Here is a 21,337-nt window from a genome sequence, read left to right as displayed (position 1 = left end):
GGCAATCCGGCCGCAACGGTAGGTTCCGTCCGCCTAAACCAACAACCCGCGCATGATGAGGTCAATGGTGTGCTCACGATAGGCATCGCGCATATTATCGTCAAAACCGTCCTGATTATAGCAATGCTGCAGCACCAGTCGTGAGGAATAAAAGCGGTCGGCCGCGCCCGTCACGGTGAAGTAGAAGAATTGGGGGTCGGTTTTGCGGAACTTTCTCGCCTTCACGCCCTCGGTAATGAGTGTATCATACGCCTTCGAAATCGGCTTTAAGTACAAATCCGCTATCCGCGCCGCTTCCGCAGGGGCGCTGTCGCGGACCATCCGCATCAACAGGCGGTTGAGATATGGAAACGCATAATAAGTGTCGATTACCGCGCCAATATGGATCCGCAATTTGTCGGCGGGCGGAATGTCTTTTGCGATCAACGCGCCAAGGCTCTGCACGATATTGCCCATGTCACGGTCAAGCAACGCGAGCATGAGGCCGTTTTTATTGCCAAAATAATATTTGACTAGCGCGCTATTCAGGCCGGCGCGCAACGACAGTTCGGATAGCGACAGGTCAATCGTCTCACCTTCGCGCATGATCTGGCTTGCTGCTTCGATCAATTGATCGCGCGCATTATTACCGTCGGCTGAAACGCTTGCTAGCTTTGGTCCTGTTGTAGCCATCGGTGTTCTGCTCCCCTTTACGTAGGGTTACTTATAAACAGGTTCGTCCCACCATGGGAAGAAGTCAGGTAAATCTGTGGAAACTTTGTCGGGGTAGACGGGGCTCCGCTTTTCAAGAAAGCTCGCTATACCCTCCTTCGCATCGCCAGATCGTGAACGGCGATAGATTGCGCGGCTGTCGATTTGGTGTGCTGCCATGGGGTGGTCCGCCGCTGACAACCGCCACAGCATTGCGCGGGTCAGCGCAATAGACACTGGCGCGGTGTTGTCCGCAATCTCGCGTGCCAAAGCCCGCGCTGCTGCCAACAATTCAGTCGGTGCGTGAACCGAGCGGACGAGACCACCGTTTAAGGCCTCGGCAGCATTGAACACACGCCCGGTCATACACCATTCCAAAGCCTGTTGCATGCCGACCAAGCGCGGCAGGAACCAGCTCGAAGCCGCCTCAGGCACAATGCCGCGTCGCGCAAAGACAAAACCGAAGCGCGCCGTGTCGCTCGCCAAACGGAAATCCATCGGCAATTGCATCGTTGCGCCAATGCCCACTGCCGCGCCGTTGATTGCCCCGATAACGGGTTTTGTGCACTGGAATATCCGCAACGTCAGCCGCCCACCCGAATCGCGGACACGCTCATCGGACAGTGATCCGACTTGAGATCTGCTAGCGAATACATCGCCGCCCGCATCGGGCGTAAGGTCCGCCCCTGCGCAAAAGGCTCGGTCGCCCGACCCGGTTACGATGACAGCGCGCACATCGTCGTCGGCGTCCACCAAATCAAATGCAGCACACATTTCACGCATCATGACGTTGGTGAATGTATTCATCTTTTCCGGACGGTGCATCGTAACCGTCGCGATGCCGTCATCAACATCATATTGGATTTGGGTGAACTCAGTCATAAGAACGCGCCTCGCAATAAAAGCGAAGCCCTGAGCGGCAGCCGTCTAGCGGATGCAACTTAGGGCTTCGGTTAAGTCTCATAATCGCTTTCAGTTACCGTGGCGCCATCCGGATTGCGCCGTCAATGCGCACGTCTTCGCCATTGAAATATCCGCACTCGATCATCGTCATGGCAACTTGCGCAAATTCATGCGGGTGACCAAGGCGCTTGGGGAATGGCACTGATGCGGCAAGCCCGTCTTTAACGGCTTGAGGTGCACCATTCATCAATGGCGTGTTGAAGATACCGGGCAGGATGGTGTTGACGCGAATGCCCTCGCTCATCAGGTCGCGGGCGATAGGCAAAGTCATGCCCACAATGCCTCCCTTTGATGCCGAATATGCAGCTTGGCCCATCTGGCCGTCTTCGGCCGCAACCGACGCCGTGTTAACCATCGCGCCACGCTCGCCATCTTCCATCGGCTCAAGCGTAAGCATGCCAGCTGCCGACTTGGCGATGCAGCGGAATGTCCCGACCAAGTTGATCTGGATAATCCGATCAAACGCATCGAGCGGGAAATGCTTGATCGAACCGTCTTCCTTCGAACGGCTAGCGGTTTTGACCGCGTTGCCCGTGCCAGCGCAGTTGACTAAAATCCGTTCCTGACCATGCGCCGCGCGCGCTTTGGCAAAGCCAGCATCGACGCTTTCATCGCTGGTGACGTTGACGTTGCAGAACACGCCGCCAATTTCAGCGGCCAGTGCTTCACCCTTGTCGGCTTGTAGATCGAATATCGCGACCTTCACGCCTTTGGCGGCGAGCGCCCGCGCGGTTGCTTCGCCAAGGCCAGATGCGCCGCCCGTAACGACTGCTGCGACTGTTGAATCCAGTTTCATAAACACTCCTAATCGTTTGGACCGTCATGCTGAACTCGTTTCAGCATCTTACTTTAGACGGTAAAAATAAGACCCTGAAACAAGTTGTGCTCTGCACGCCTCTGGCTCCAGGGTGACTCTAGTGGGCGGTCGCGCGTTAAACCCGCTCGATAATCGTAACGTTCGCCTGACCGCCGCCTTCGCACATGGTTTGCAGGCCATAACGGTCGCCACGTGCTTCAAGCGCGTTCAGCAGCGTCGCCATGAGCTTCGTACCCGATGCGCCCAACGGATGGCCCAACGCAATCGCACCGCCATGGACATTGATCTTCGACCGATCACCACCAATATGCTTCAACCAAGCCAAAGGCACGGGCGCGAAGGCTTCGTTCACTTCATAAAGGTCGATGTCCGAAATTTTCATGCCCGAACGCTGAAACGCACGGTCGGTTGCAAACAATGGTTCCTCCAGCATGATCACTGGGTCACCCGCCGTCACGGTCAAGTTCACGATGCGCGCGCGCGGGGTCAGGCCATGTTCTTTCAATGCCTTTTCAGACACGATCAGAACCGCCGACGCACCATCGCAAATCTGGCTGGCATTGGCAGCAGTGATGGAGCCGCCCTCCTGAAGCAGCTTAACGCCTGAAAGGCTTTCGAAGGTCGCGTCGTAACGGATACCTTCGTCGCTGTTGTGGACGCTCTTGCCCTCTGGGGTGTCGACTTCCATACCCACGATTTCATTGGCAAAGGCACCGCTTTGCGTCGCGGCGATAGCTTTTTGATGCGATTCAAGCGCGAACTGGTCCAGGTCTTCGCGGGTAAAGCCATATTTCTTCACGAGCATTTCTGCACCCATGAATTGGCTGAACATGATGCCGGGATAGGCTTCTTCCAAACGCGGGCTTTTATATGTGCCCATGCCTTCTTTTTTGAACAGCATGGACGTCGAACCCATCGGCACGCGTGTCATACTTTCAATGCCAGCAGCCAGCACGATATCCTGCGTGCCCGACATCACGCCTTGTGCTGCGAACATCATCGATTGCTGGGAAGAGCCGCACTGACGGTCGATGCTGACCGATGGGATGGAGTTTGGCAGGCGCGAGGCAAGCACGATGTTGCGGCCGACGTCGCCCGCTTGTTCCCCACCTTGCATGACGCAACCCATGATGACGTCTTCGATCACCGCAGGATCAAAATCATTACGGTCCGCAATCGCATCCAAAACAGCAGCGCCCAAATCAACCGGATGCACACCTGCAAGCTTGCCACCGCGACGGCCACCAGCGGTACGGACCGCATCCACAATATAGGCGTCTGCCATAATCTCTCCCCTTTCAAAATTTAATCAATCGATTAAACTTTGAAAGGGGAGAGTCAAGGCCGGAATAACCTCCCCATCTTTGATCGATGGGGAGGTATTTTTCGTTACGCCGCTTCGCGCGCGATTGTGATCACTTGCGGATAGGTGAATTCAAGCAAGCCTTCTTCACCTAATTCGGCACCAAAGCCTGACTGCTTATGTCCGGCAAAAGGGGCGTTGGGGGCAAGATGCATGGACTCATTGATCCACACCGTTCCGGTTTCCAACTGCTCGGCGACTTCAACCGCAGCCTCGGGGTTGCTGGTCCAAATCGACCCTGCAAGACCGTAATCCGAAGCATTCGCGCGGCTAATGACTTCGTTGATTGTCGAAAACTTCATCAACGGCATGACTGGGCCAAACTGTTCCTCAGCCACAATCCGCGCATCTTCTGGTGGGTTGTCGAGCACGGTAACGGGCACGAAATAGCCTGGGATCGACGGGTCGTGGTCGCCGCCGGCGAGGAACTTATAGCCCTTGTCCTTGGCATCCTGAATCAGCTCAAGCACCCGCTTATACTGCAGCTTGTTCTGGATAGGTCCAATTGCTGTGCCTTGCTCGGCGCCGTCGCCGACCTTAACCGCTTTGGCATAAGCCGCAATCGCGCCTGATAATTCGTCATAGATATCTTCGTGGATGTAGATGCGCTTGGCGGCGATGCAGACTTGGCCTGCATTGTAGAAGCTTGCCCAGAACAGCTTTTCGGCGACCTTACCGACATCGGCATCCGGCAAAACAATCGCTGCGTCATTACCGCCAAGTTCAAGTGTGATTCGTTTCAGATCCTTCGACGCCGACTCCATGACACGTTTGCCGGTGGCGGTTGAACCTGTGAAGGTGATTTTGTCGATATCTGGATGCGCGGTCAGCAATGGTCCAAGCGCGTCACCACCCGTGATGATGTTCAGCACGCCCGGCGGGAATACGCCAGCAACCAGCTCGGCCAAGCGTAATGTTGCCAGCGGTGTGAACGGCGATGGCTTCAACACCATGGTGCAGCCCGACAATAAGGCGGGGACGATCTTCTGGATCGCCATCAATACAGGGAAGTTCCATGGCACAATGCCGCCAACCACGCCAACGGGCACGCGGCGCGTGCGGCTGAGGCGCTTATCGCTATCCTCGGTGATCTTCTCTTCAAGGTTCAGCATCGGCAACGCGCGTGTCATGCCGACGCAGCCAGCGATTTCGCTGCCCGCCTGCATGTGCGGCTTGCCCTGTTCTGCGGTCAACAAACGCATCAGCTCATCGCTGTTCGCCTTGATCACGTCCGCCATTTTCGCAAATAATGCGCGACGTTCCTCGACGCTGGTCTTTTTCCAAGTCTGGAATGCGGCGCGCGCGGCGGCCACGGCCTTATCCAAATCTGCCTGACCGCAATCCGGCACTTGTCCAATAACCTGCTCCGTCGCGGGGTTTACAACATCAATCCATTGGCCGTTATCAACCAGTTCGCCGTTGATCAGATTTTTATACTGCGTGGTCATTGTCCATCTCCTGATGAGTCTGTGGCGTTATAGCCTTAAGTTGATGGCTTGTCCTGCTTCGACCAATATTCATCGCGCAGCAGGCGTTTGTAAAGTTTGCCGGTATCGTGGCGTGGAAGCTCTTCGCGAAAATCGATCCGGCGGGGAATTTTAATACCTGACAGCTTTTCGCGGGCAAAGGCGGTGAGTTCGTCGCGCAATGCATCGCCAGCGTCGACCATATCCAATGGCTGCACGACAGCGATGACCTCTTCGCCCATTTCGTCATGCGGACCGCCGATAACGGCAACGTCACGGACGCGGGGGTGTGTCACCAGATGGTTTTCAATCTCCTGCGGATAAACGTTCACCCCGCCTGAAATGATCATGAAGCTTTTGCGGTCGGTGAGGTACAAATAGCCCTCTTCATCCATGCGACCAACGTCGCCAAGCGTTGTCCAGCCATGCTTGTTGGTGGCGCCTTTGGTTTTTTCAGGATCATTATGGTAGCTGAACGACGCCGCGCTTTCGAAGAATACGGTGCCTTCTTGGCCAACCGGCACATTATCCCCGTCCTCGTTACAAATGTGCATAATCGCGTTCAGCGGCCGACCGACCGATCCCTTATGCGTCAGCCATTCTTCGCTGGAGATGAAGGTTATTCCTTGCCCCTCGGTACCCGCATAATATTCGCGCAGCACGGGGCCCCACCATGCAATCATCGCGTCCTTGATGGGAACAGGACATGGCGCGGCCGCATGGACGGCGGTATTCAGGCTCGACACGTCATATTTCATACGCACGTCTTCGGGGAGCTTAAGCATCCGCGCAAAATGCGTCGGGACCCATTGGCTAGCAGTGATCTTGTACGTTTCAATTGCGGCCAAAGCAGCTTGGGGATCAAACTTCTCCATGACCACGACTGTGCCGCCAAGCCTGTGCACCACCGCGCACCACCGCAAGGGCGCGGCGTGATACAGCGGCGCTGGCGACAAATAGATGCTATCGCCAGAGAATTTAAACGCCATCATGGCAAGCCCGGACAACGCATAGGCACCGGCAATGTCCGGATCCTCAGGCAGCGGGAAGCGCACGCCCTTTGGCTGGCCCGTAGTGCCTGAGCTGTAAAGCATGTCCGTGCCAGCACGCTCATCGGCGATCGGCGATGTCGGCAAATCGGCCACGGCAGCAGCGTAGCTTTCCCAACCCGCATGTTCGCCGCCCAAAATGTAAGGCTTTACCGCGCTTTCCAACTGGCCGAGCGTCGCGCCTAAATAGGGCGATGCAAACAGCGCCTTCGCTCCGCTGTCGTTGAGAATATAATCAATTTCGGATGCGGTCAGCCGGCAACTGATCGCAACGTAAACCAGCCCTGCCCGTTGCGCGCCCCAAACCAGATCGAAAAACTCGGCGCGGTTTTCGAGGCAAAATGCCACCGTGTCTCCATGTTGAAGACCAAGCGCGCGAAACAAATGCGCGCACTGGTTCGACCGCGCCTCAAGCGCACCATATGTGATTATCTCACCCGAACCCGCCATGATGACGGCGGGTTTGTCCGGATTGGCGGCGGCGTGGACGGCGGGGTGACCCATTATTCTACTCCTCCAACATTTTGAGTGCGGCGATCATTCGCCCTGCCAGTTCGGTTTGCGTTTTTCTGCAAAGGCCATAGCGCCTTCACGCGCGTCCTTCGATGTGAGCACTGGTCCGGATATCTCGCTCTGCTTCTTCCACATTTCCGCAGACGTCCAATCAGGGCGCTCGTTGATCACGCGCTTAGTTGCAATCAATGCCAGCGGTCCGTTCGCGGCAACCTTGGCTGCCAGCTCAAGCGCGGCATCAATAGCAGCGCCTTCGGTAACGCGGTTTACAAAACCCACCTCATATGCCCGCTGTGCCGAGATGAAATCACCCGTTAGCGCAAGCTCCATCGCCATACGCTTGCCGATGATCGACGGCAAAGTCAGCAAACCGCCAGCTGCGGCGACAAGGCTGCGCTTCACTTCGGGAATACCGAACTGCGCCTTGTCATTTGCTACCAACAGGTCGCAGGCAATTGCGATTTCCATGCCCCCCGCGAGCGCATAGCCCTCAACGGCGCCTATCAAAGGTTTGGCGGGCGGAGATTCGATAAATCCCGCGAAGCCCTTGCCCTTAACACTTGGCAGTTCACCGCGCAAAAACGCCTTCAAGTCCATGCCTGAGCAGAATGTACCGCCCGCGCCAGTGATGATGCCGGCATTTAGACTTTTATCGCTATCAAGTTGCTCCATAGCCGCAGCTATACCTTGCGCGACCGCTTGATTGACCGCATTCTTTGCCTCGGGCCGGTTGATGGTGATGATCAGGACGCCGTTTTCGGCTTGGGTTAGAACTTCGGACATTTTATTCCTCTTGTATCGCCATACCCGTGGAAGCGGGCAGCCATGGTCAAATCTTAAAGTCTACGCACCGTTGCTTCGTGTGAAGCAGTCAGGCCATGGATTGACCTCGCGGTCACTTCGTTCCCCACTTTCGCGGGAATGAAACATGAAGCTTACCTAACGCCCCTTGGGTAGGCCAAGCACATGCTCACCAATGATATTCTTCTGGATCTGGCTCGTGCCGCCGCCAATGGTGGCAGAAAAGCTGTTGAGATACGACCGGTGCCAATAGCCATCATCGACGGCATTTTCATCGCCAACATAATAGCCCGCGCGCGTGCCTTGGAACTGCAGAGAGAATTCAGTCAGCTCACGCACCAGCTCGGTCCGCGCTAACTTGTTCATCAGGGCAAGGCCCATTGGACGGTCGCTGGTCAGCGGGGCCATGCGGCGGCGCTGGTTGTTGAGGTTCAGCGCCTGAATCTCTATCATATAGTCGACCAATTTATCGCGCATGACGGGGTCATCCAGCACTGGCTTGCCGCCGCGCTTGGCGGAACGCGCCATGTCGACCACACCCATGACGTCCATTTCCTTGACGAAATAGCCACCGACCGGATTAACCTTGGCACCGCGCTCATATTCCAGCGTCTTCATTGCGACCATCCAGCCTTGCCCTTCTTCGCCGACGAGGCCCGATGCCGGAATACGCGCGTCGGTGAAAAAGCATTGGGTGAAGCCATATTCACCCGTGAGTTTCTTCAAACGCCGGGTTTCGATACCCGGCACCTTCATCGGCGCGAGGAAAAAGCTGAGGCCCGCATATTTGCTTGGCCCATCATTTGATGTCCGTGCAAGCAGGATCATATAATCAGCGCGGTCACCCAAGGAAGTCCAGATTTTGGAGCCGTTGATGACATATTCATCGCCATCACGCACAGCCTTGGTCTGCGCGCTGCCGAGGTCCGAGCCATGCTCAGGCTCCGAAAAGCCCTGGCACCAGATTTCTTCAGCAGACAGCATTGGCTTGATGAAGCGGCGTTTGTCTTCCTCACGGCCGATATCAAGCAGCAATGGTCCGGTCCAGCCGTTCGCAATCGCGTTGAGCATGATCGGCGCATCATGGCTTTTCATGACTCGCGTGGCGATACGCTGATATTCGGGATGCATGCCATAGCCGCCATATTCGGTTGGCCAGGACATACCGAAATAGCCCGCCTCATATACCTTGCGCTGCCAGTCGCGCAGGAAATCAAACTGCTGATCCGTCGACACTTCCATAAAGGTCAGCGGCAACATGAAGCCGGGGTCGCGGACGGTGTTTTCGGCGAACCACGCGTCGCACTGCTTTTCAAATGCGTCAAGTTCCTGCGGGCTTGGTGTGCTCATACATGATTCCTCTCTGGCCATTTAAGTGCGCGATTAAAAAGAGGATTGCAAGAGCCGTTTGACAGGCTTCAGCCCTTCTTAAAAGGCGCCATGTCGCCCAAAAATTCAATCTCGCGCTCCATCGCTTGCGTTTCACGTTCCAGAAAGTCGGCGACAGCACTCCGAAAGCTTTCGTTGGCAATGTAGTGCGCGGAATAGGTAGGCACAGCCTCGTACCCCCGCGCCAATTTATGTTCGCCCTGCGCACCTGCTTCAACGCGGTTTAGGCCATGTGCGATGGCGTAATCAATCGCCTGATAATAGCACAGTTCGAAGTGTAAAAATGGCACATCGCGGGTGCAGCCCCAATAGCGACCGTAAAGGCAATCCGGCCCGACAAAATTCAGCGCGCCTGCAATCGGGCCGTCCTGATCATAGGCCAAGAACAGGACAATGCTGTCGCGCATGCTGTCGCCAATGATGTCGAAAAACGCGCGCTTTAGATAGGGCGCTCCCCATTTACGCGCGCCGGTGTCTTGATAAAAGATCCAGAACGCGTCCCAATGTTCAGGCGTAATGTCTGCGCCGGCAATCTGTTGTATGCGGACGGCTGCCTGTGCACCGGCGCGTTCTTTGCGGATGGCCTTGCGCTTGCGCGACGATAACGCACCAAGGAAACTTTCGAAGTCGGCATAATCGCGGTTCTGCCAATGAAATTGCGTTCCCACCCGGGTCAACCAGCCGGCTTCGCGGAACAGCGCTAGCTCGCCTTGCTCGACAAAAGTGGCATGTGCGGACGATAAGCCGTTCTGGTCAACCACGGCTTCGGCGGCCCGCAAGATGGGCAACGCCATCGCCTCGTCACGCAACAGAAGACGTGGCCCCGGCACGGGCGAGAATGGCGCGGCGATTTGCAGCTTGGGATAATATTGCCCGCCGGCCCGATGAAACGCATCAGCCCAGTGATGGTCAAACACATATTCGCCTTGGCTGTGCGTTTTAAAATAGGCGGGAAGCGCCGCTGCTGGAACACCCTCCGCATCGCGAATAATGACAGGGGATGGCGACCAGCCAGTTCCTGGACCAACACTCCCCGATTGTTCAAGGGCCGACAAAAACGCGTGGCTGACAAACGGATTGCCCTGCGGGTTCAGTGCATCCCATTGTTTAGCGGATATATCACTGACCTTGCTTAAAAGTTCGGCGGTTACGCCGTCTGTCATTAAGCGGCGCGCACCTGTACAACGCAGTCGATTTCAACCGCAGCGTTGCGTGGCAAGGCCGGCACCGACACAGCGGCGCGTGCATGTTTACCCGCATCGCCGAACACTGCCTCCATAAGGTCGGAGGCGCCGTTTGCAGCTTCGGGTTGATCGGTGAAGTCGGGTTCGGACGCGATAAAAACGCCCAGTTTGACGATCCGCTCAACACGATCAAGGTCACCGCCCAACGCGGCCTTCATCTGCGCGATCAGCATGATCCCGCACGCCTTGGCGGCGACCTTGGCATCTTCAAGATTGCAGGTGTCACCAACGCGGCCGGTTAAAACCTTACCGTCAACAAAGGGCAATTGGCCAGAAATGAACAACATGCCGTTTGCTTCCACTGCAGGCACATAGGATGCCACAGGCGCCGCAGGTTGCGGCAGTGTAATGCCTAGTTCAGCCAGTTTTGCTTCAATCATCATACTACCTTTTCCAATGCGGGCGCTGGCATGTTCGCAACCAGCTTATCCCTGATCCAAACTTCGGCGTCCGCCCATCGGTTAAGCCTTGCGTGCGCAGCCTTCGATGGATTGACGCGTTCCCATAGCAATGGCTCGCCCACGAAATGCAGACGCCACACGTCGGGATAATGTTCGCCGACCGATTCATGCTGATGCCCAAGATCATCAACGAACACGGCAACGCTCGGTTTATACTCGTCGAGTATCCGACCAAGCGCTTCACCCTTGCCGCCTTGATTGCAATAAACTGGCGCGTCGATGCCAACGGCCCTCAGTTGCTCTGTACGAGGCCCTGCGCGGTGATCCAGAAGGTTGGTAAGGATGACCACGTCGGCATGCTCACGCAGCCGGTTAAGGCTGTCTACCGCCCCGTCAATCGCCTGTTGCCGGTGCATTTCGGTATCAAAAAATCCGTTGAGCAACTCCCACACCTGACCGCGCTCGACGATGGTGCCGTCATGCTTATGACGCAGCGCCTCTCCCCAGTCGCCATGGACAAGGTCGAAATGGATGTGATGCGCCTCATCCAACCAGTCACGAAACGGAACGATCATGTGCAGCAGCACTTCGTCGCAATCGGAAATGAGAAGTGGTCGAGAACCGGTGACGCTCATGGTTCCAGCGCCTGCCGCGCTTGCACCAATACAACCGGCGAAACGCCGATGACCGCTGCGCAAGCAATCAGATCAGGCTCATACGCCTCCAAAAATGACAGGATCGCAGCCTGTGTGCTGCGCTCCATCACGCTACTGCGCAAACCCTCCGGCGTAAGTCCCGTGAGCGACAACAGTCGTTCTGCCCGCGATTCTTCCATCAGCGCCCACACCAATGCCTGGAAAGCGATACCCGATGCGTCTAACTTGTCGTTTGTTTCATCCATGGCTTTCGCTTAAGCCATGGACTTCGCGAACGCAAAGCGGGAAAATGTGGCAATGTGTAAAAAGGTGATGATTGTTGAGGACAATGAACTCAACCTCAAGTTGTTCACCGACCTTTTACAGGCGCATCAGTTTGAAGTTCAAGGCCTGCGCGATGGAAGGTTGGCGCTTGATCAAGCCCACATATTTGCCCCCGACCTTGTCATTATGGACATTCAATTGCCCCATGTCAGTGGCGTCGACTTGATACAGGCCATGCAAAAGGACGCTAGATTGTCCTCCATTCCGGTCCTTGCGGTCACCGCCTACGCCGGAAAAGGCGACGAAGATCGAATCGTTGCTGCTGGCGCAAAGGGATGTTTGTCGAAGCCCGTGTCCATGATGAAGTTTTTGGAGTCGGTGCAGGGGATTATTGGGGGGTATTAACAACGCCCAGGACTGCACAGCAAGAATCAAAAAGGGCGCCCGAAGCGCCCTGATCGATTAACCTTCAAGTAGCTTTTAGCTTACTTGATTTTGGCTTCCTTGAACTCGACATGCTTGCGCACGACGGGGTCATATTTGCGGAACGTCATCTTTTCGGTGATGTTGCGCGGATTTTTCTTGGTCACGTAAAAGAAGCCCGTGTCAGCGGTGCTGAGCAGCTTGATCTTGATCGTGGCTGGCTTCGCCATGGCCCATTCCTTTGTTCAAAAAATACCGAAAAAAACTGCGCAGGTGAAAATCTGCGCGGTTCACAGATCCGCGCCAATGCGGATTCGCGCGCAGAAAGTCAAGCCCATAAGCAGGAATGGCACGCTAAACCATGCCAATATTCCAACATCCATCGCGTTGAGCCGAGTGCAGGCTCGTGATTGACGCTGCTTCGCCACCACGTTGCCATGGCATTTGATCATGAATATCATATTTTGATTCGGTCGATCATCGCCAGCTAAATCCGGGGGCGCTAAGTGCAGTTGTCCACCGGATTGGTTTATATCTTTTAAGGCGCAGGCAAATTGATAGGTTACTTCTTAAAGTCCATCGATTTGAAAAACGGCATTTCATTCCCATATGTGAGCTTCCCCCCACACAAAAGGAATGATTTTATGGCGGCTGGTGACAATAGCAAAAAGGCATTAGCCGACGCATTAAATGGCCTTCTGGCCGATTATTACGCGCTATATTTGAAGACGAAGAATTTTCATTGGCACGTAACTGGCCCCCATTTTCGCGAATATCACTTGCTGTTTGACGAACAGGCGACCGAGTTGATTGCCACCACTGACCTTGTCGCCGATCGCGTCCGCAAGCTGGGTCAGGATACGCTAACCTCGATTGGTTCTATTGCAACAAAGCAGCGGATCAAGGACCATGATTCGACTACCACCGATGCGGCCCAGATGCTGAAAGCATTGCATGCTGATAATGAGATGCTGATAAGGGCGCTGAAGGACGCAAAGGCCCTTGCTGACCAAGCTGGTGACAATGCGACCGATGGCTTGCTGGATGATTGGACTGACCAAGCCGAGCAGCGCGCTTGGTTCTTGGCCGCGACGATCGGCGAGGCATAAAAAGGGCCAGAAATAAAAAGGCGGGCGAAGCGCTTTGCTTCACCCGACTTTTTGAAATTCTAGCGCGCGCTTATTCGGAAAGCGTGCTCAGGTTCGTTGCTGAATATTTGCCACGACGATCGATTTCGATGTCAAAGGCCAAACGGTCGCCTTGAGTCACTTGCCCCATGCCCGAACGCTCAAGCGCAGAGATGTGCACGAACACATCTTCGCCGCCATCGTCACGCTGCACAAACCCAAAACCCTTCATGTCGTTGAAGAACTTCACGGTTCCATTGGCGCGTTCGCCAATCGATTCGCGCTGCGGGCCTCGTGGTGCCGAATCACGATCACCGCCACGGAAACCTCCCCGATCATCACCGCGCGGGGCGCGGTCACGGTCAAAGGCTGGACGGTCAGGACGCGGTTCCCGTTCGGTCACTGCCATTGGCTCACCGTCGATGACAAGATCAGTAGCCGACACCTTGCCGCCACGTTCCACAAGTTGGAATTCAAGCGGCTGGCCTTCTGCAAGCCCAGACAGACCGGCCTGCTCAACAGCACTGATGTGCACGAAAACGTCGTCTGGACGACCGTCTACCTGAATGAAGCCAAAACCTTTTTGGCCATTGAAAAATTTGACAATCCCCTTGCCGGAACCGATGACTTGCGCAGGCATCGGGGGACCACTGGGACCACGACGCGGGGCACCAAAGCCGCTTCCGCCGCCAGCTCCACCGCCGCTGTTACCGCCACCATATCCGCCGCCGCCTGAACGGCCGCCGCCAAAATCACTTTGATGGGGGGCTGGTGCACGATAGCCGTCGTAGCTTTCATCACCGAAACCGTCTCTTTTGTCCCGGCCCTTGCCAGCACGCTTGCGATCAAAACCCATAACTTCTTACTTGCCTTCTCAGCGCCCTGTTCCACTATGTTATGCAGTCGAGGGCAACTGTACTGCACGTCACAAGCGCAATCGTCGATGATTCCGCAAGAACCACTTATATCGCATTAAAAGGTTGCGCGATAGCAAATATTGCGGCGCAAAATCGCTGTGCCAAAGCTGCACTTTCATTTGCCTTAGACAACACTGTCGGGCAAGGGACATGCATGAGCGTATATTTGCATGAAGAAGACTTGCCTGCTGGCATTTTAGCCGAAGGTCCAGTCGCCGTTGACACCGAAACGATGGGCTTGATTACCGCGCGCGATAGGCTGTGCTTGTTGCAGATTTCCGATGGCCGCGGCGATGAGCACCTTATCCGTTTCGGACGGGACAGTGATTATAGCGCGCCCAATTTACGCGCCGTTCTTGCCGACCCGGCACGCGTAAAACTGTTTCATTATGCCCGATTCGATCTGGCCGCGATTTCGCATTATTTGAATGTCGTCGCGACACCCTTGTTCTGCACCAAGATCGCCTCGCGCCTGACACGCACATACACCGACCGCCACGGTTTAAAAGAGCTGGTGAAGGAAATGCTCGGCACAGACATTTCCAAACAACAACAGTCGAGTGATTGGGGTGGCCCAGTTCTTTCCGAAGCGCAGAAGGATTATGCCGCAAGCGATGTGCGCTATCTGCACCGCTTGCATGCCGAATTTGTCACTCGCCTTGAACGTGAAGGCCGCACAAAATTGGCTCAAGCATGTTTTGACTTCCTGCCCCACCGCGCGGACCTTGATCTTGCAGGCTGGCCTGAAGTCGACATATTCGGGCACAGCTAAGGTTCAATCTGGTTAGGCATCTATAATGTCCGCACAAGCCGATCTCGAACGCACGCAAAGGCAAAACTGGGCGCTGCCCGGCGGGCAACAAGATCGGCTTATTAGAACGCTACGTGTCGTCCTGCCCAGCATCATAGGTTTGCTGGTCGCATTGTTGGCGTTCAGTCCCTTTACTGGCAAGCAGGAACTCAGCTTCGTGCTGAACAAGGATGAAGTTGATCTGTCCCGCGAACGGCTGCGTGTGGTCGAGGCATTATATCGCGGTGATGACAGCAAGGGCCGCCCGTTTTCATTGCGCGCCGGCAGCGCCGTGCAGAAAACCTCAGCCGAACCGCTACTGGACATAACTTCATTGTCGGGCAGGATTACGCTGAGCGATGGCCCAGCCTCGATAATCGCTCAGCGCGGTGTGTACGACTTCAATAAAGAAACCATGCGCGTGAACGGTCCATTGGCTGTCGACTCGGCTGGATATGACATGGTCGCAAGCAATGTCGTGCTGTCGTTAAAAGACCTTTCGATGCAAAGCTATGGTCCCGTGAGCGGACGCACAAAGGTCGGTACCTTCCACGCGGGGCATCTGCGTGCGGATCTCGACACCCGCATTGTTCGTTTGGATGGCGGGGTTCGTTTGCGTATCGACCAGAATGCGATTAAGTGAGTTGCTCATGACTGCCCGTTCTATCTCCGTTGGCTTGTGTGCCGCTATCGCTGGTATCAGTATGCTGTCCTCAGCATCGACTGCGCAAAGCATCCGTAACCACAACAGCAACGCGCCCGTCGATTTTTCCGCCGCATCAATGGAGTTGCAGGACCGCGCGGACCGCGTTGTGTTATCGGGCGGCGTAACTGCCATTCAAGCTGGGCTTACGCTGAAAGCAAGCCGCGTCACGGCCGCTTATTCCAGCAATGGCGGCGTTGATGTGAACCGCCTCGATGCAACCGGCGGTGTCACGGTCACCAAAGATGATCTTCGCGCCACGAGCAGTTCAGCCATTTATGACCTCGACTCGAGCCTGATCACGCTGATCGGAAACGTGAACCTCGTGCAAGGTAGCAACCGTCTCACCGGTGGACGACTGGTCATTGATCTCAACTCCGGCCGATCGACCATAAACGGCGGCGGCTTACCTGGCACCACAAATTCCGGTGGCAGAGTCACGGGTAGCTTTAGCGTCCCGCAGCGCAAAAATTAAGTTTGAGCCTACGCAGTAACTAAAACGGCGCAGCATGAAGCATGCCAATTGCAAATTGCTTCGCTATTCACTAGCTATCGGACCGAAACCAAAAGCATGATTGCGGGCGAATATTGAATATGGATAGCATGACTGCCACCCTCCCTGCTGCGGATGCGACCACCGATCCGGGTTTGCAGTCGGGCCTTGGCGTTGTCTCCATTGCCAAAAGCTATGATAAGCGTGCGGTTTTGACCGATGTTTCGCTGTCGGTGGCGAAGGGTGAGGTTGTTGGCCTGCTTGGACCCAATGGCGCAGGCAAAACCACATGCTTTTATTCGATCATGGGTCTGGTAAAACCGGACAGTGGACGGATTACCCTTGATGGCGCCGATATCACCAACTTGCCGATGTATCGCCGTGCCATATTAGGGCTTGGATATTTGCCTCAGGAAACATCCATTTTCCGCGGGATGACGGTAGAACAGAATATCAGCGCGGTTCTGGAAATGTCGGAACCCGATGCCGACTCGCGCGGCGAGCGGTTGGAAAAGCTGCTTGACGAATTCGGCCTTACCCGTTTGCGGAGTGCGCCTGCCATGGCCTTGTCGGGCGGTGAACGGCGACGCTGCGAGATTGCACGTGCATTGGCTGCAAACCCGTCGATCATGCTGCTGGACGAGCCTTTTGCCGGTATCGACCCAATTTCCATTTCCGACATCCGCGATTTGGTGAAGGAACTTAAAACGCGCGGCATTGGCGTTCTCATCACCGATCACAATGTCCGCGAAACGCTCGACATTGTTGATCGCGCCTGCATCATTTACGGCGGCCAGGTTCTGTTTGCAGGATCGCCAGAGGCATTGGTTGCCGACCCGAATGTCCGCCGCCTGTATCTGGGCGAGAGTTTTGCAATGTGACTTGGGGGCAGTGATACACCCATAACGTCATGGCCTTAGCTCCGCGCCTCGACCTTCGCCAAAGCCAGTCGCTGGTCATGACGCCGCAGCTGCAGCAGGCAATTAAACTGCTGGCCTTGTCTTCGCTCGAGATTGAAGCTTTCATTGCCGAAGAGGTCGAGCGCAACCCTGTACTTGCGGCCGGCAGCAGCGACCCCGCGCCTGAAATGCCTCTCGGCGAACACCCGGAATTAAGCGGCCCCGAAACCGCCGAACGTTCAAGCGACGACGGTCTGGGTAATGATCGCCATGACGCGTCCGAGGCGCTTGATGTCGATTTCAGCGCCGAAACCTTCCATCATGACACGCCCTCTGACAGCGCGGGCGGTTCTGACGGAGTGCTTGGCCTGTTGGGTAACACAATGTCTGGGGGCTTTGGCGGGGACGGACAGGATTTCGACAGCTTTGCCGCACGCGACCTCAGTCTGCGTGCGCATTTGATAACGCAGGCCGGATCAAGTCTTTCCGGGCGGCAGCTTTTCCTTGTGCAGCAGATTATCGAGCAGGTCGAACCGACTGGCTATTTGGGCGAGGATCTGTTGGCAATGGCGCAACGGCTTGGTGCGCCCGTGGCGGAAATGGAGAACGCACTGGCTGCGCTCCAACGCTTTGATCCGACGGGCGTGGGCGCACGTAACCTGTCCGAGTGCCTTGCGCTACAGGCAAAGGAGGCGGATCGCTACGACCCTTGCATGGCAAGGTTGATCGACAATCTGGATCTGGTTGCCAAAGGCGCCTTTGACCAATTGAAACGCATGTGCCGCGTCGATGACGAGGATTTGCGCGATATGCTTATTGAGCTGCGTGGTTATGATCCGAAACCTGGCTGCCGCTTTGAACGCGAGGACAGCATAGCGGTGACGCCGGACATTTATGTCACGCAGCGCGGCGCTGGGTGGGCGATTGAACTGAACAGCGCAAACTTGCCCCGCTTGCTCATCAACCAAAGCTATGTGGCAGAGCTTGGGCAGGACAAAGCCACTAAAGCCTGGCTCAGCGATTGCATGGCCGACGCCAACTGGCTCATCAAGGCCATGGATCAACGGCAGCGCACCATCGTCAAAGTTGCTACTGAAGTCGTGAAGCAGCAGGAAGGTTTCTTCCGCCGCGGCGTCGCGCATTTGCGGCCATTAACACTGCGCCAAGTGGCCGATGCGATTGAGATGCATGAATCCACAGTAAGCCGGGTGACAAGCAACAAATATCTGCACTGCGGGCGCGGGCTGTTTGACCTCAAATATTTCTTTTCATCGGGCGTTCAATCTGCCGATGGCGAAGGCGCATCGGCAGAGGCAGTGAAAAGCCATATCAAGTCACTGATTGAAGCCGAAGGAGACAAAATTCTCTCCGATGATACTTTGGTCGAAATGCTGACGGCAAAGGGTTTTAACATCGCCCGCCGCACAGTCGCCAAATATCGCGAAGCAATGGGCATCGGTTCGTCGGTGCAGCGCCGCCGTCAGCGGAAAATGGGGCGCTGATCAGGCGGCGAGATTATGTCCGCTGAGACCTTCACGTTCGGTGAGTATTTTTTCCGCAAGCACATGATCGCTCAGCTTATCGACATCGATCGCCGCCACTGGGTCGGACATTGCGACAAGCTTTGCCTCCAAGCCAATCCGTTTACCCGCGCGTTCCAACGCTTGGCGCAGACCGATGGTGCGGGTGAGCGCACGTAACGCGAGGTGCAAACCAAAGTGCAGGAAAAGACGCCATGCTTTCTTGCGGTCCTGCTCAGCAGCCGCCCATAATTCGAGCGCAAGGACCGACTTAAGGCTCATTAAGGCAAAAAGATTGGCCCCTGACCAAGCACCGTCCAAAAAACGAAGCCATGTCCGTTTTGCATCGGGAAACTGGGCCAACATAGTTTTGCGTTCGACCATAGCTACCGCAAGATCGCCACCGGCTTTGTCTAAAAATTCGTCAAGCATCTCCGCAGTCAACAAAGGATGATCCGCCGTCGTCACCAAAATCGGCGAGGCAAAGCCCAAAGTCTCGACTTGCGTCTTTATGCTTAACGAAATGCTGCTTTGGCTTTCCACCAAAATGGCCCCGCCCGCCGCATCAATCGTCGGACGTAGCGCCTCTATATCCTGAGATAATATGATGATTTTGGCGATATGCGGCGATTTGTGTAGCGTACGAACGACACGGCTGATCATGGGCTGCCCGCGCAATGGTATGAGCGCCTTTTTATCCAGACCAAAATGTTGGGCTAAAATATCAGGCCCGGGCCGTTGCCCAGCCAAAACAATGCAGGTCCATTGCGCTTGCAACTCGCTTCTCCTAAACGCGACAAAATCAGGAGGGTACGTCAGCGCGTCTGGCGGTACCTTGAGGCGGGGCTTGGCGGTCAAATATGAATATTGCAATATATGATCTCGACAAAACCATCACCAGTCGACCGACATTTACGCATTTTCTGATATTTTATGCCCAGCACGCGTCACCAATCCGGTTGGTTGGGCTGCCATTATGGATACTGGCATTAATCGGATATCGTATTGGGCTTTATGGCCGCAAACCATTAAAACAATTTGGCATACAGTTATTTATTGGGCGCAAAATTGGCTCCGACACATTAACCAGAGTCGTCGGGAAGTTTGCAGATAACGTTGCCTCAAGGGGGTTGCAGCCGGGCGCTGTAGCACAACTGCGTGTTGATCGCGATCGCGGCGCCTTTTTGGTTTTAGCGACCGCTGCCCCGGAATTTTACGCCCAAACAATCGGCGACCTTCTGGGCTTTCAGGCCGTCATTGCAACGCGTCACATTATGACAGCCCACGGCCAGCTCACAAACCGAATATTGGGGGATAATTGTTACGCAGACGAAAAACTGCGCCGTATTGAAGGCTGGCTTGCGCAATGCAGCATTGATCGCAAGGCAGCGCATATCGTCTTCTACTGCGACGATATCAGCGACAGCCCAACGCTGAACTTTGCCGATCAAGCTTATGCCGTTAACCCTTCTAAAAACTTCGCAGCAGCAGCGGCAAAGGCGAATTGGGGCGTGATGGATTTTCGCAGCGCGGGGGATGTTACACAGGTGTAACGCCTATGCCGTCGCTCAGTCCAAGACCGCGGACTTTAAGCTTTCGACATAAATATGTAATGCCTCGGCTCCGCGCTCGGATGCTGGACGCGGGTCGCTCTGATTGGCAGTATACGCCATTCTGCGTTCTTGGGCGTCGCGATATTGAACCGCGATCGCCGCATAGTCCGCGAGCAGAGGTAACAGCTCCTGAGCATTTCTGACCACAGGACCATTGTTCCAGAAATCATATTCCGGCGGTGCATTTGGAGCGACTTTGCTATGCGTATCAATGAAAAAACAGGCGCGTGGGCGATAGAGAAACTCATACACCTGACTTGAAACATCGCCGATATAGGCGTCTGCGGACAAGGTGTAGCTCATGTCGAACAAACGCACGCTATCCACATCAATCCGTATATTCGGTGCATTATAATATTTCGGGTCAATATCCGGCCGTTTGCGGGTCACCCGATATTCGGGCGAAATATGCACCATTTTGTAGAAGAGCATAACATGTGGCGCAAAGATCAGATTGTATCGGTCCGGATTTTGATAAAAAAACTCCAAAATGTCGGTCCCATAGTCGAACCAACTCGACAGATGCGGATCAAAGTGCGGATTGTACAGGAAGGTGGGGTTATCGTTGTCAAAAAACACCTCCGGGACACGGCCCCGCAAAATGTCAAATTTTACATAGCCGATAATGCGGAATTGGTCCGCAGTCGCGATGCCTGCGTCGATGAATTGGTCTTGCACCTTTTGCCCGCTGACGAGCAACAGATCAAATTGCCCAAGCGCTGGATGAAAGGAAACACTCCGGTCACCCGAACCATGCGGAACACAGATAAAGGCAGGTCTGCGATCATGCCCGCGAAATCTGGACCAATGACGTTTCAAGGTTAGGCAAGTGCGCTCCGTCGAGATGATAGCAGAGCATTGGCGCAGCAAGCGGCTATGATAGTATAAGCGCATGAGACGGTGGACGGGCAGAAGCTTGTTGAGGCCCCTGGTCAGCGCGTCCAGCATTCTAGGAAGAGCCAGAGATTGCCACTCCAACGCCGCAATCTGTGCAGAAGACAGCAGTTTCTCCACCTCTTTCTTGATTGCCTCACTGCCGAATGCAATGACCCCACGAAGCCCAATTTCCTGCAGCGCAAACACACCAGCAATGCCTGCCAGATGCGCCACCTGATGCCCCGCATCGTGATTGAACAGAAATACTACAGGGGCGCTGCCGGTTGAGTCAGGCCGTTTTTGTTGCGACTTCGTGATCATGCATTTTCATTATCTCTTGTGGTAGAGTTTGGCGACCTT

General features: G+C 55.2%; 24 protein-coding genes. 8 read left to right on the top strand and 16 right to left on the bottom strand.

All coding sequences use genetic code 11. The features are described 5' to 3' along the window. Positions 1–33: 33 nt before the first annotated feature. From QE270_RS04365 to QE270_RS04310, 12 genes are all read right to left on the bottom strand, one after another. Positions 34–672, bottom strand: a complete 639-nt coding sequence (locus QE270_RS04365; protein WP_300035738.1) for a TetR family transcriptional regulator — start codon at positions 670–672, stop codon at positions 34–36. Between the two features lie 27 nt (positions 673–699). Continuing rightward, a complete protein-coding gene (locus QE270_RS04360) occupies positions 700–1,572 on the bottom strand; it encodes a crotonase/enoyl-CoA hydratase family protein (protein ID WP_300035735.1) in 873 nt (290 codons plus the stop codon). A gap of 94 nt (positions 1,573–1,666) precedes the next feature. Beyond that, a complete protein-coding gene (locus QE270_RS04355; protein ID WP_300035732.1) occupies positions 1,667–2,449 on the bottom strand; it encodes an SDR family NAD(P)-dependent oxidoreductase in 783 nt (260 codons plus the stop codon). 136 nt (positions 2,450–2,585) lie between these two features. Then, positions 2,586–3,755, bottom strand: a complete 1,170-nt coding sequence (locus QE270_RS04350; RefSeq protein WP_300035729.1) for an acetyl-CoA C-acetyltransferase — start codon at positions 3,753–3,755, stop codon at positions 2,586–2,588. Positions 3,756–3,859: 104 nt separating this feature from the next. Continuing rightward, complete coding sequence (locus QE270_RS04345; RefSeq protein WP_300035726.1) at positions 3,860–5,281, bottom strand: aldehyde dehydrogenase family protein; 1,422 nt, start codon at positions 5,279–5,281, stop codon at positions 3,860–3,862. Positions 5,282–5,316: 35 nt separating this feature from the next. Continuing rightward, positions 5,317–6,852: an acyl-CoA synthetase gene (locus QE270_RS04340; RefSeq protein WP_300035723.1), complete on the bottom strand. Its 1,536-nt coding sequence runs from the start codon at positions 6,850–6,852 to the stop codon at positions 5,317–5,319. Between the two features lie 33 nt (positions 6,853–6,885). Further along, positions 6,886–7,644 carry a crotonase/enoyl-CoA hydratase family protein gene (locus tag QE270_RS04335; RefSeq protein WP_300035720.1) on the bottom strand — a complete coding sequence of 253 codons (759 nt, stop codon included), beginning with the start codon at positions 7,642–7,644 and terminating at the stop codon, positions 6,886–6,888. A gap of 156 nt (positions 7,645–7,800) precedes the next feature. Next, the gene (locus QE270_RS04330) at positions 7,801–9,012 is read right to left on the bottom strand and encodes an acyl-CoA dehydrogenase family protein (protein ID WP_300035717.1); all 1,212 of its coding nucleotides are present in this window, start codon (positions 9,010–9,012) and stop codon (positions 7,801–7,803) included. Positions 9,013–9,080: 68 nt separating this feature from the next. Next, a complete protein-coding gene (locus QE270_RS04325) occupies positions 9,081–10,214 on the bottom strand; it encodes a GNAT family N-acetyltransferase (protein WP_300035714.1) in 1,134 nt (377 codons plus the stop codon). Then, a complete protein-coding gene (locus QE270_RS04320) occupies positions 10,214–10,678 on the bottom strand; it encodes a RidA family protein (RefSeq protein WP_300035711.1) in 465 nt (154 codons plus the stop codon). The genes QE270_RS04325 and QE270_RS04320 overlap by 1 nt, the downstream gene beginning before the upstream one ends. Continuing rightward, positions 10,675–11,331: an HAD family hydrolase gene (locus tag QE270_RS04315; RefSeq protein WP_300035708.1), complete on the bottom strand. Its 657-nt coding sequence runs from the start codon at positions 11,329–11,331 to the stop codon at positions 10,675–10,677. Before QE270_RS04315 ends, QE270_RS04320 begins: the two co-directional genes overlap by 4 nt. Further along, entirely contained in the window at positions 11,328–11,597 is a 270-nt protein-coding gene (locus QE270_RS04310) for a DUF3572 family protein (protein WP_300035705.1), read from the bottom strand. The genes QE270_RS04315 and QE270_RS04310 overlap by 4 nt, the downstream gene beginning before the upstream one ends. 52 nt (positions 11,598–11,649) lie before the next feature. Here QE270_RS04310 and QE270_RS04305 point away from each other — a divergent pair, with 52 nt between their 5' ends. Continuing rightward, the gene (locus QE270_RS04305; RefSeq protein ID WP_300035772.1) at positions 11,650–12,021 is read left to right on the top strand and encodes a response regulator; all 372 of its coding nucleotides are present in this window, start codon (positions 11,650–11,652) and stop codon (positions 12,019–12,021) included. Positions 12,022–12,101: 80 nt separating this feature from the next. Here QE270_RS04305 and rpmG read toward each other — a convergent pair whose 3' ends face one another. Next, the gene (rpmG, locus tag QE270_RS04300) at positions 12,102–12,269 is read right to left on the bottom strand and encodes a 50S ribosomal protein L33 (protein WP_125229418.1); all 168 of its coding nucleotides are present in this window, start codon (positions 12,267–12,269) and stop codon (positions 12,102–12,104) included. Between the two features lie 414 nt (positions 12,270–12,683). On the opposite strand from rpmG, the gene QE270_RS04295 reads away from it, so the two are divergent. Further along, entirely contained in the window at positions 12,684–13,148 is a 465-nt protein-coding gene (locus QE270_RS04295; RefSeq protein WP_300035702.1) for a DNA starvation/stationary phase protection protein, read from the top strand. A 70-nt stretch (positions 13,149–13,218) separates the two neighbouring features. On the opposite strand, the gene QE270_RS04290 is transcribed toward QE270_RS04295, so the two are convergent. Then, positions 13,219–14,022, bottom strand: a complete 804-nt coding sequence (locus QE270_RS04290) for a cold-shock protein (protein ID WP_300035699.1) — start codon at positions 14,020–14,022, stop codon at positions 13,219–13,221. A gap of 215 nt (positions 14,023–14,237) precedes the next feature. Between QE270_RS04290 and QE270_RS04285 the strand changes: the two genes are divergently transcribed. The 5 genes from QE270_RS04285 (at position 14,238) to rpoN (ending at position 18,470) form a co-directional block, all read left to right on the top strand. Then, positions 14,238–14,855 carry a ribonuclease D gene (locus QE270_RS04285; protein WP_300035696.1) on the top strand — a complete coding sequence of 206 codons (618 nt, stop codon included), beginning with the start codon at positions 14,238–14,240 and terminating at the stop codon, positions 14,853–14,855. Between the two features lie 25 nt (positions 14,856–14,880). Further along, the gene (locus QE270_RS04280) at positions 14,881–15,516 is read left to right on the top strand and encodes an LPS export ABC transporter periplasmic protein LptC (RefSeq protein ID WP_300035693.1); all 636 of its coding nucleotides are present in this window, start codon (positions 14,881–14,883) and stop codon (positions 15,514–15,516) included. 7 nt (positions 15,517–15,523) lie between these two features. Continuing rightward, on the top strand, positions 15,524–16,051 hold the full coding sequence (locus QE270_RS04275) for an LptA/OstA family protein (RefSeq protein ID WP_300035690.1): 528 nt from the start codon (positions 15,524–15,526) through the stop codon (positions 16,049–16,051). A gap of 128 nt (positions 16,052–16,179) precedes the next feature. Further along, a complete protein-coding gene (gene lptB, locus QE270_RS04270; RefSeq protein ID WP_300035687.1) occupies positions 16,180–16,950 on the top strand; it encodes an LPS export ABC transporter ATP-binding protein in 771 nt (256 codons plus the stop codon). 29 nt (positions 16,951–16,979) lie between these two features. After that, a complete protein-coding gene (gene rpoN / locus QE270_RS04265; RefSeq protein ID WP_300035684.1) occupies positions 16,980–18,470 on the top strand; it encodes an RNA polymerase factor sigma-54 in 1,491 nt (496 codons plus the stop codon). Here the strand turns inward: rpoN and QE270_RS04260 are convergent, their stop codons facing one another. Further along, positions 18,471–19,346 (bottom strand): nucleotidyltransferase family protein, encoded by an 876-nt coding sequence (locus QE270_RS04260; protein ID WP_300035681.1) that lies wholly within the window; start codon positions 19,344–19,346, stop codon positions 18,471–18,473. Positions 19,347–19,348: 2 nt separating this feature from the next. Here QE270_RS04260 and QE270_RS04255 point away from each other — a divergent pair, with 2 nt between their 5' ends. After that, positions 19,349–20,041, top strand: a complete 693-nt coding sequence (locus tag QE270_RS04255; protein ID WP_300035678.1) for an HAD-IB family phosphatase — start codon at positions 19,349–19,351, stop codon at positions 20,039–20,041. Positions 20,042–20,056: 15 nt separating this feature from the next. Here the strand turns inward: QE270_RS04255 and QE270_RS04250 are convergent, their stop codons facing one another. Beyond that, complete coding sequence (locus tag QE270_RS04250; protein WP_300035675.1) at positions 20,057–21,298, bottom strand: hypothetical protein; 1,242 nt, start codon at positions 21,296–21,298, stop codon at positions 20,057–20,059. Between the last annotated feature and the right edge of the window lie 39 nt (positions 21,299–21,337).

Origin of the sequence: Sphingorhabdus sp., assembly GCF_029865925.1 — a bacterium.
In the GTDB taxonomy this organism is placed as follows: domain Bacteria; phylum Pseudomonadota; class Alphaproteobacteria; order Sphingomonadales; family Sphingomonadaceae; genus Sphingorhabdus_B.
The sequence above is the reverse complement of the archived record's forward strand: the minus strand, read 5'-3'. Positions and strand labels throughout refer to the sequence as shown.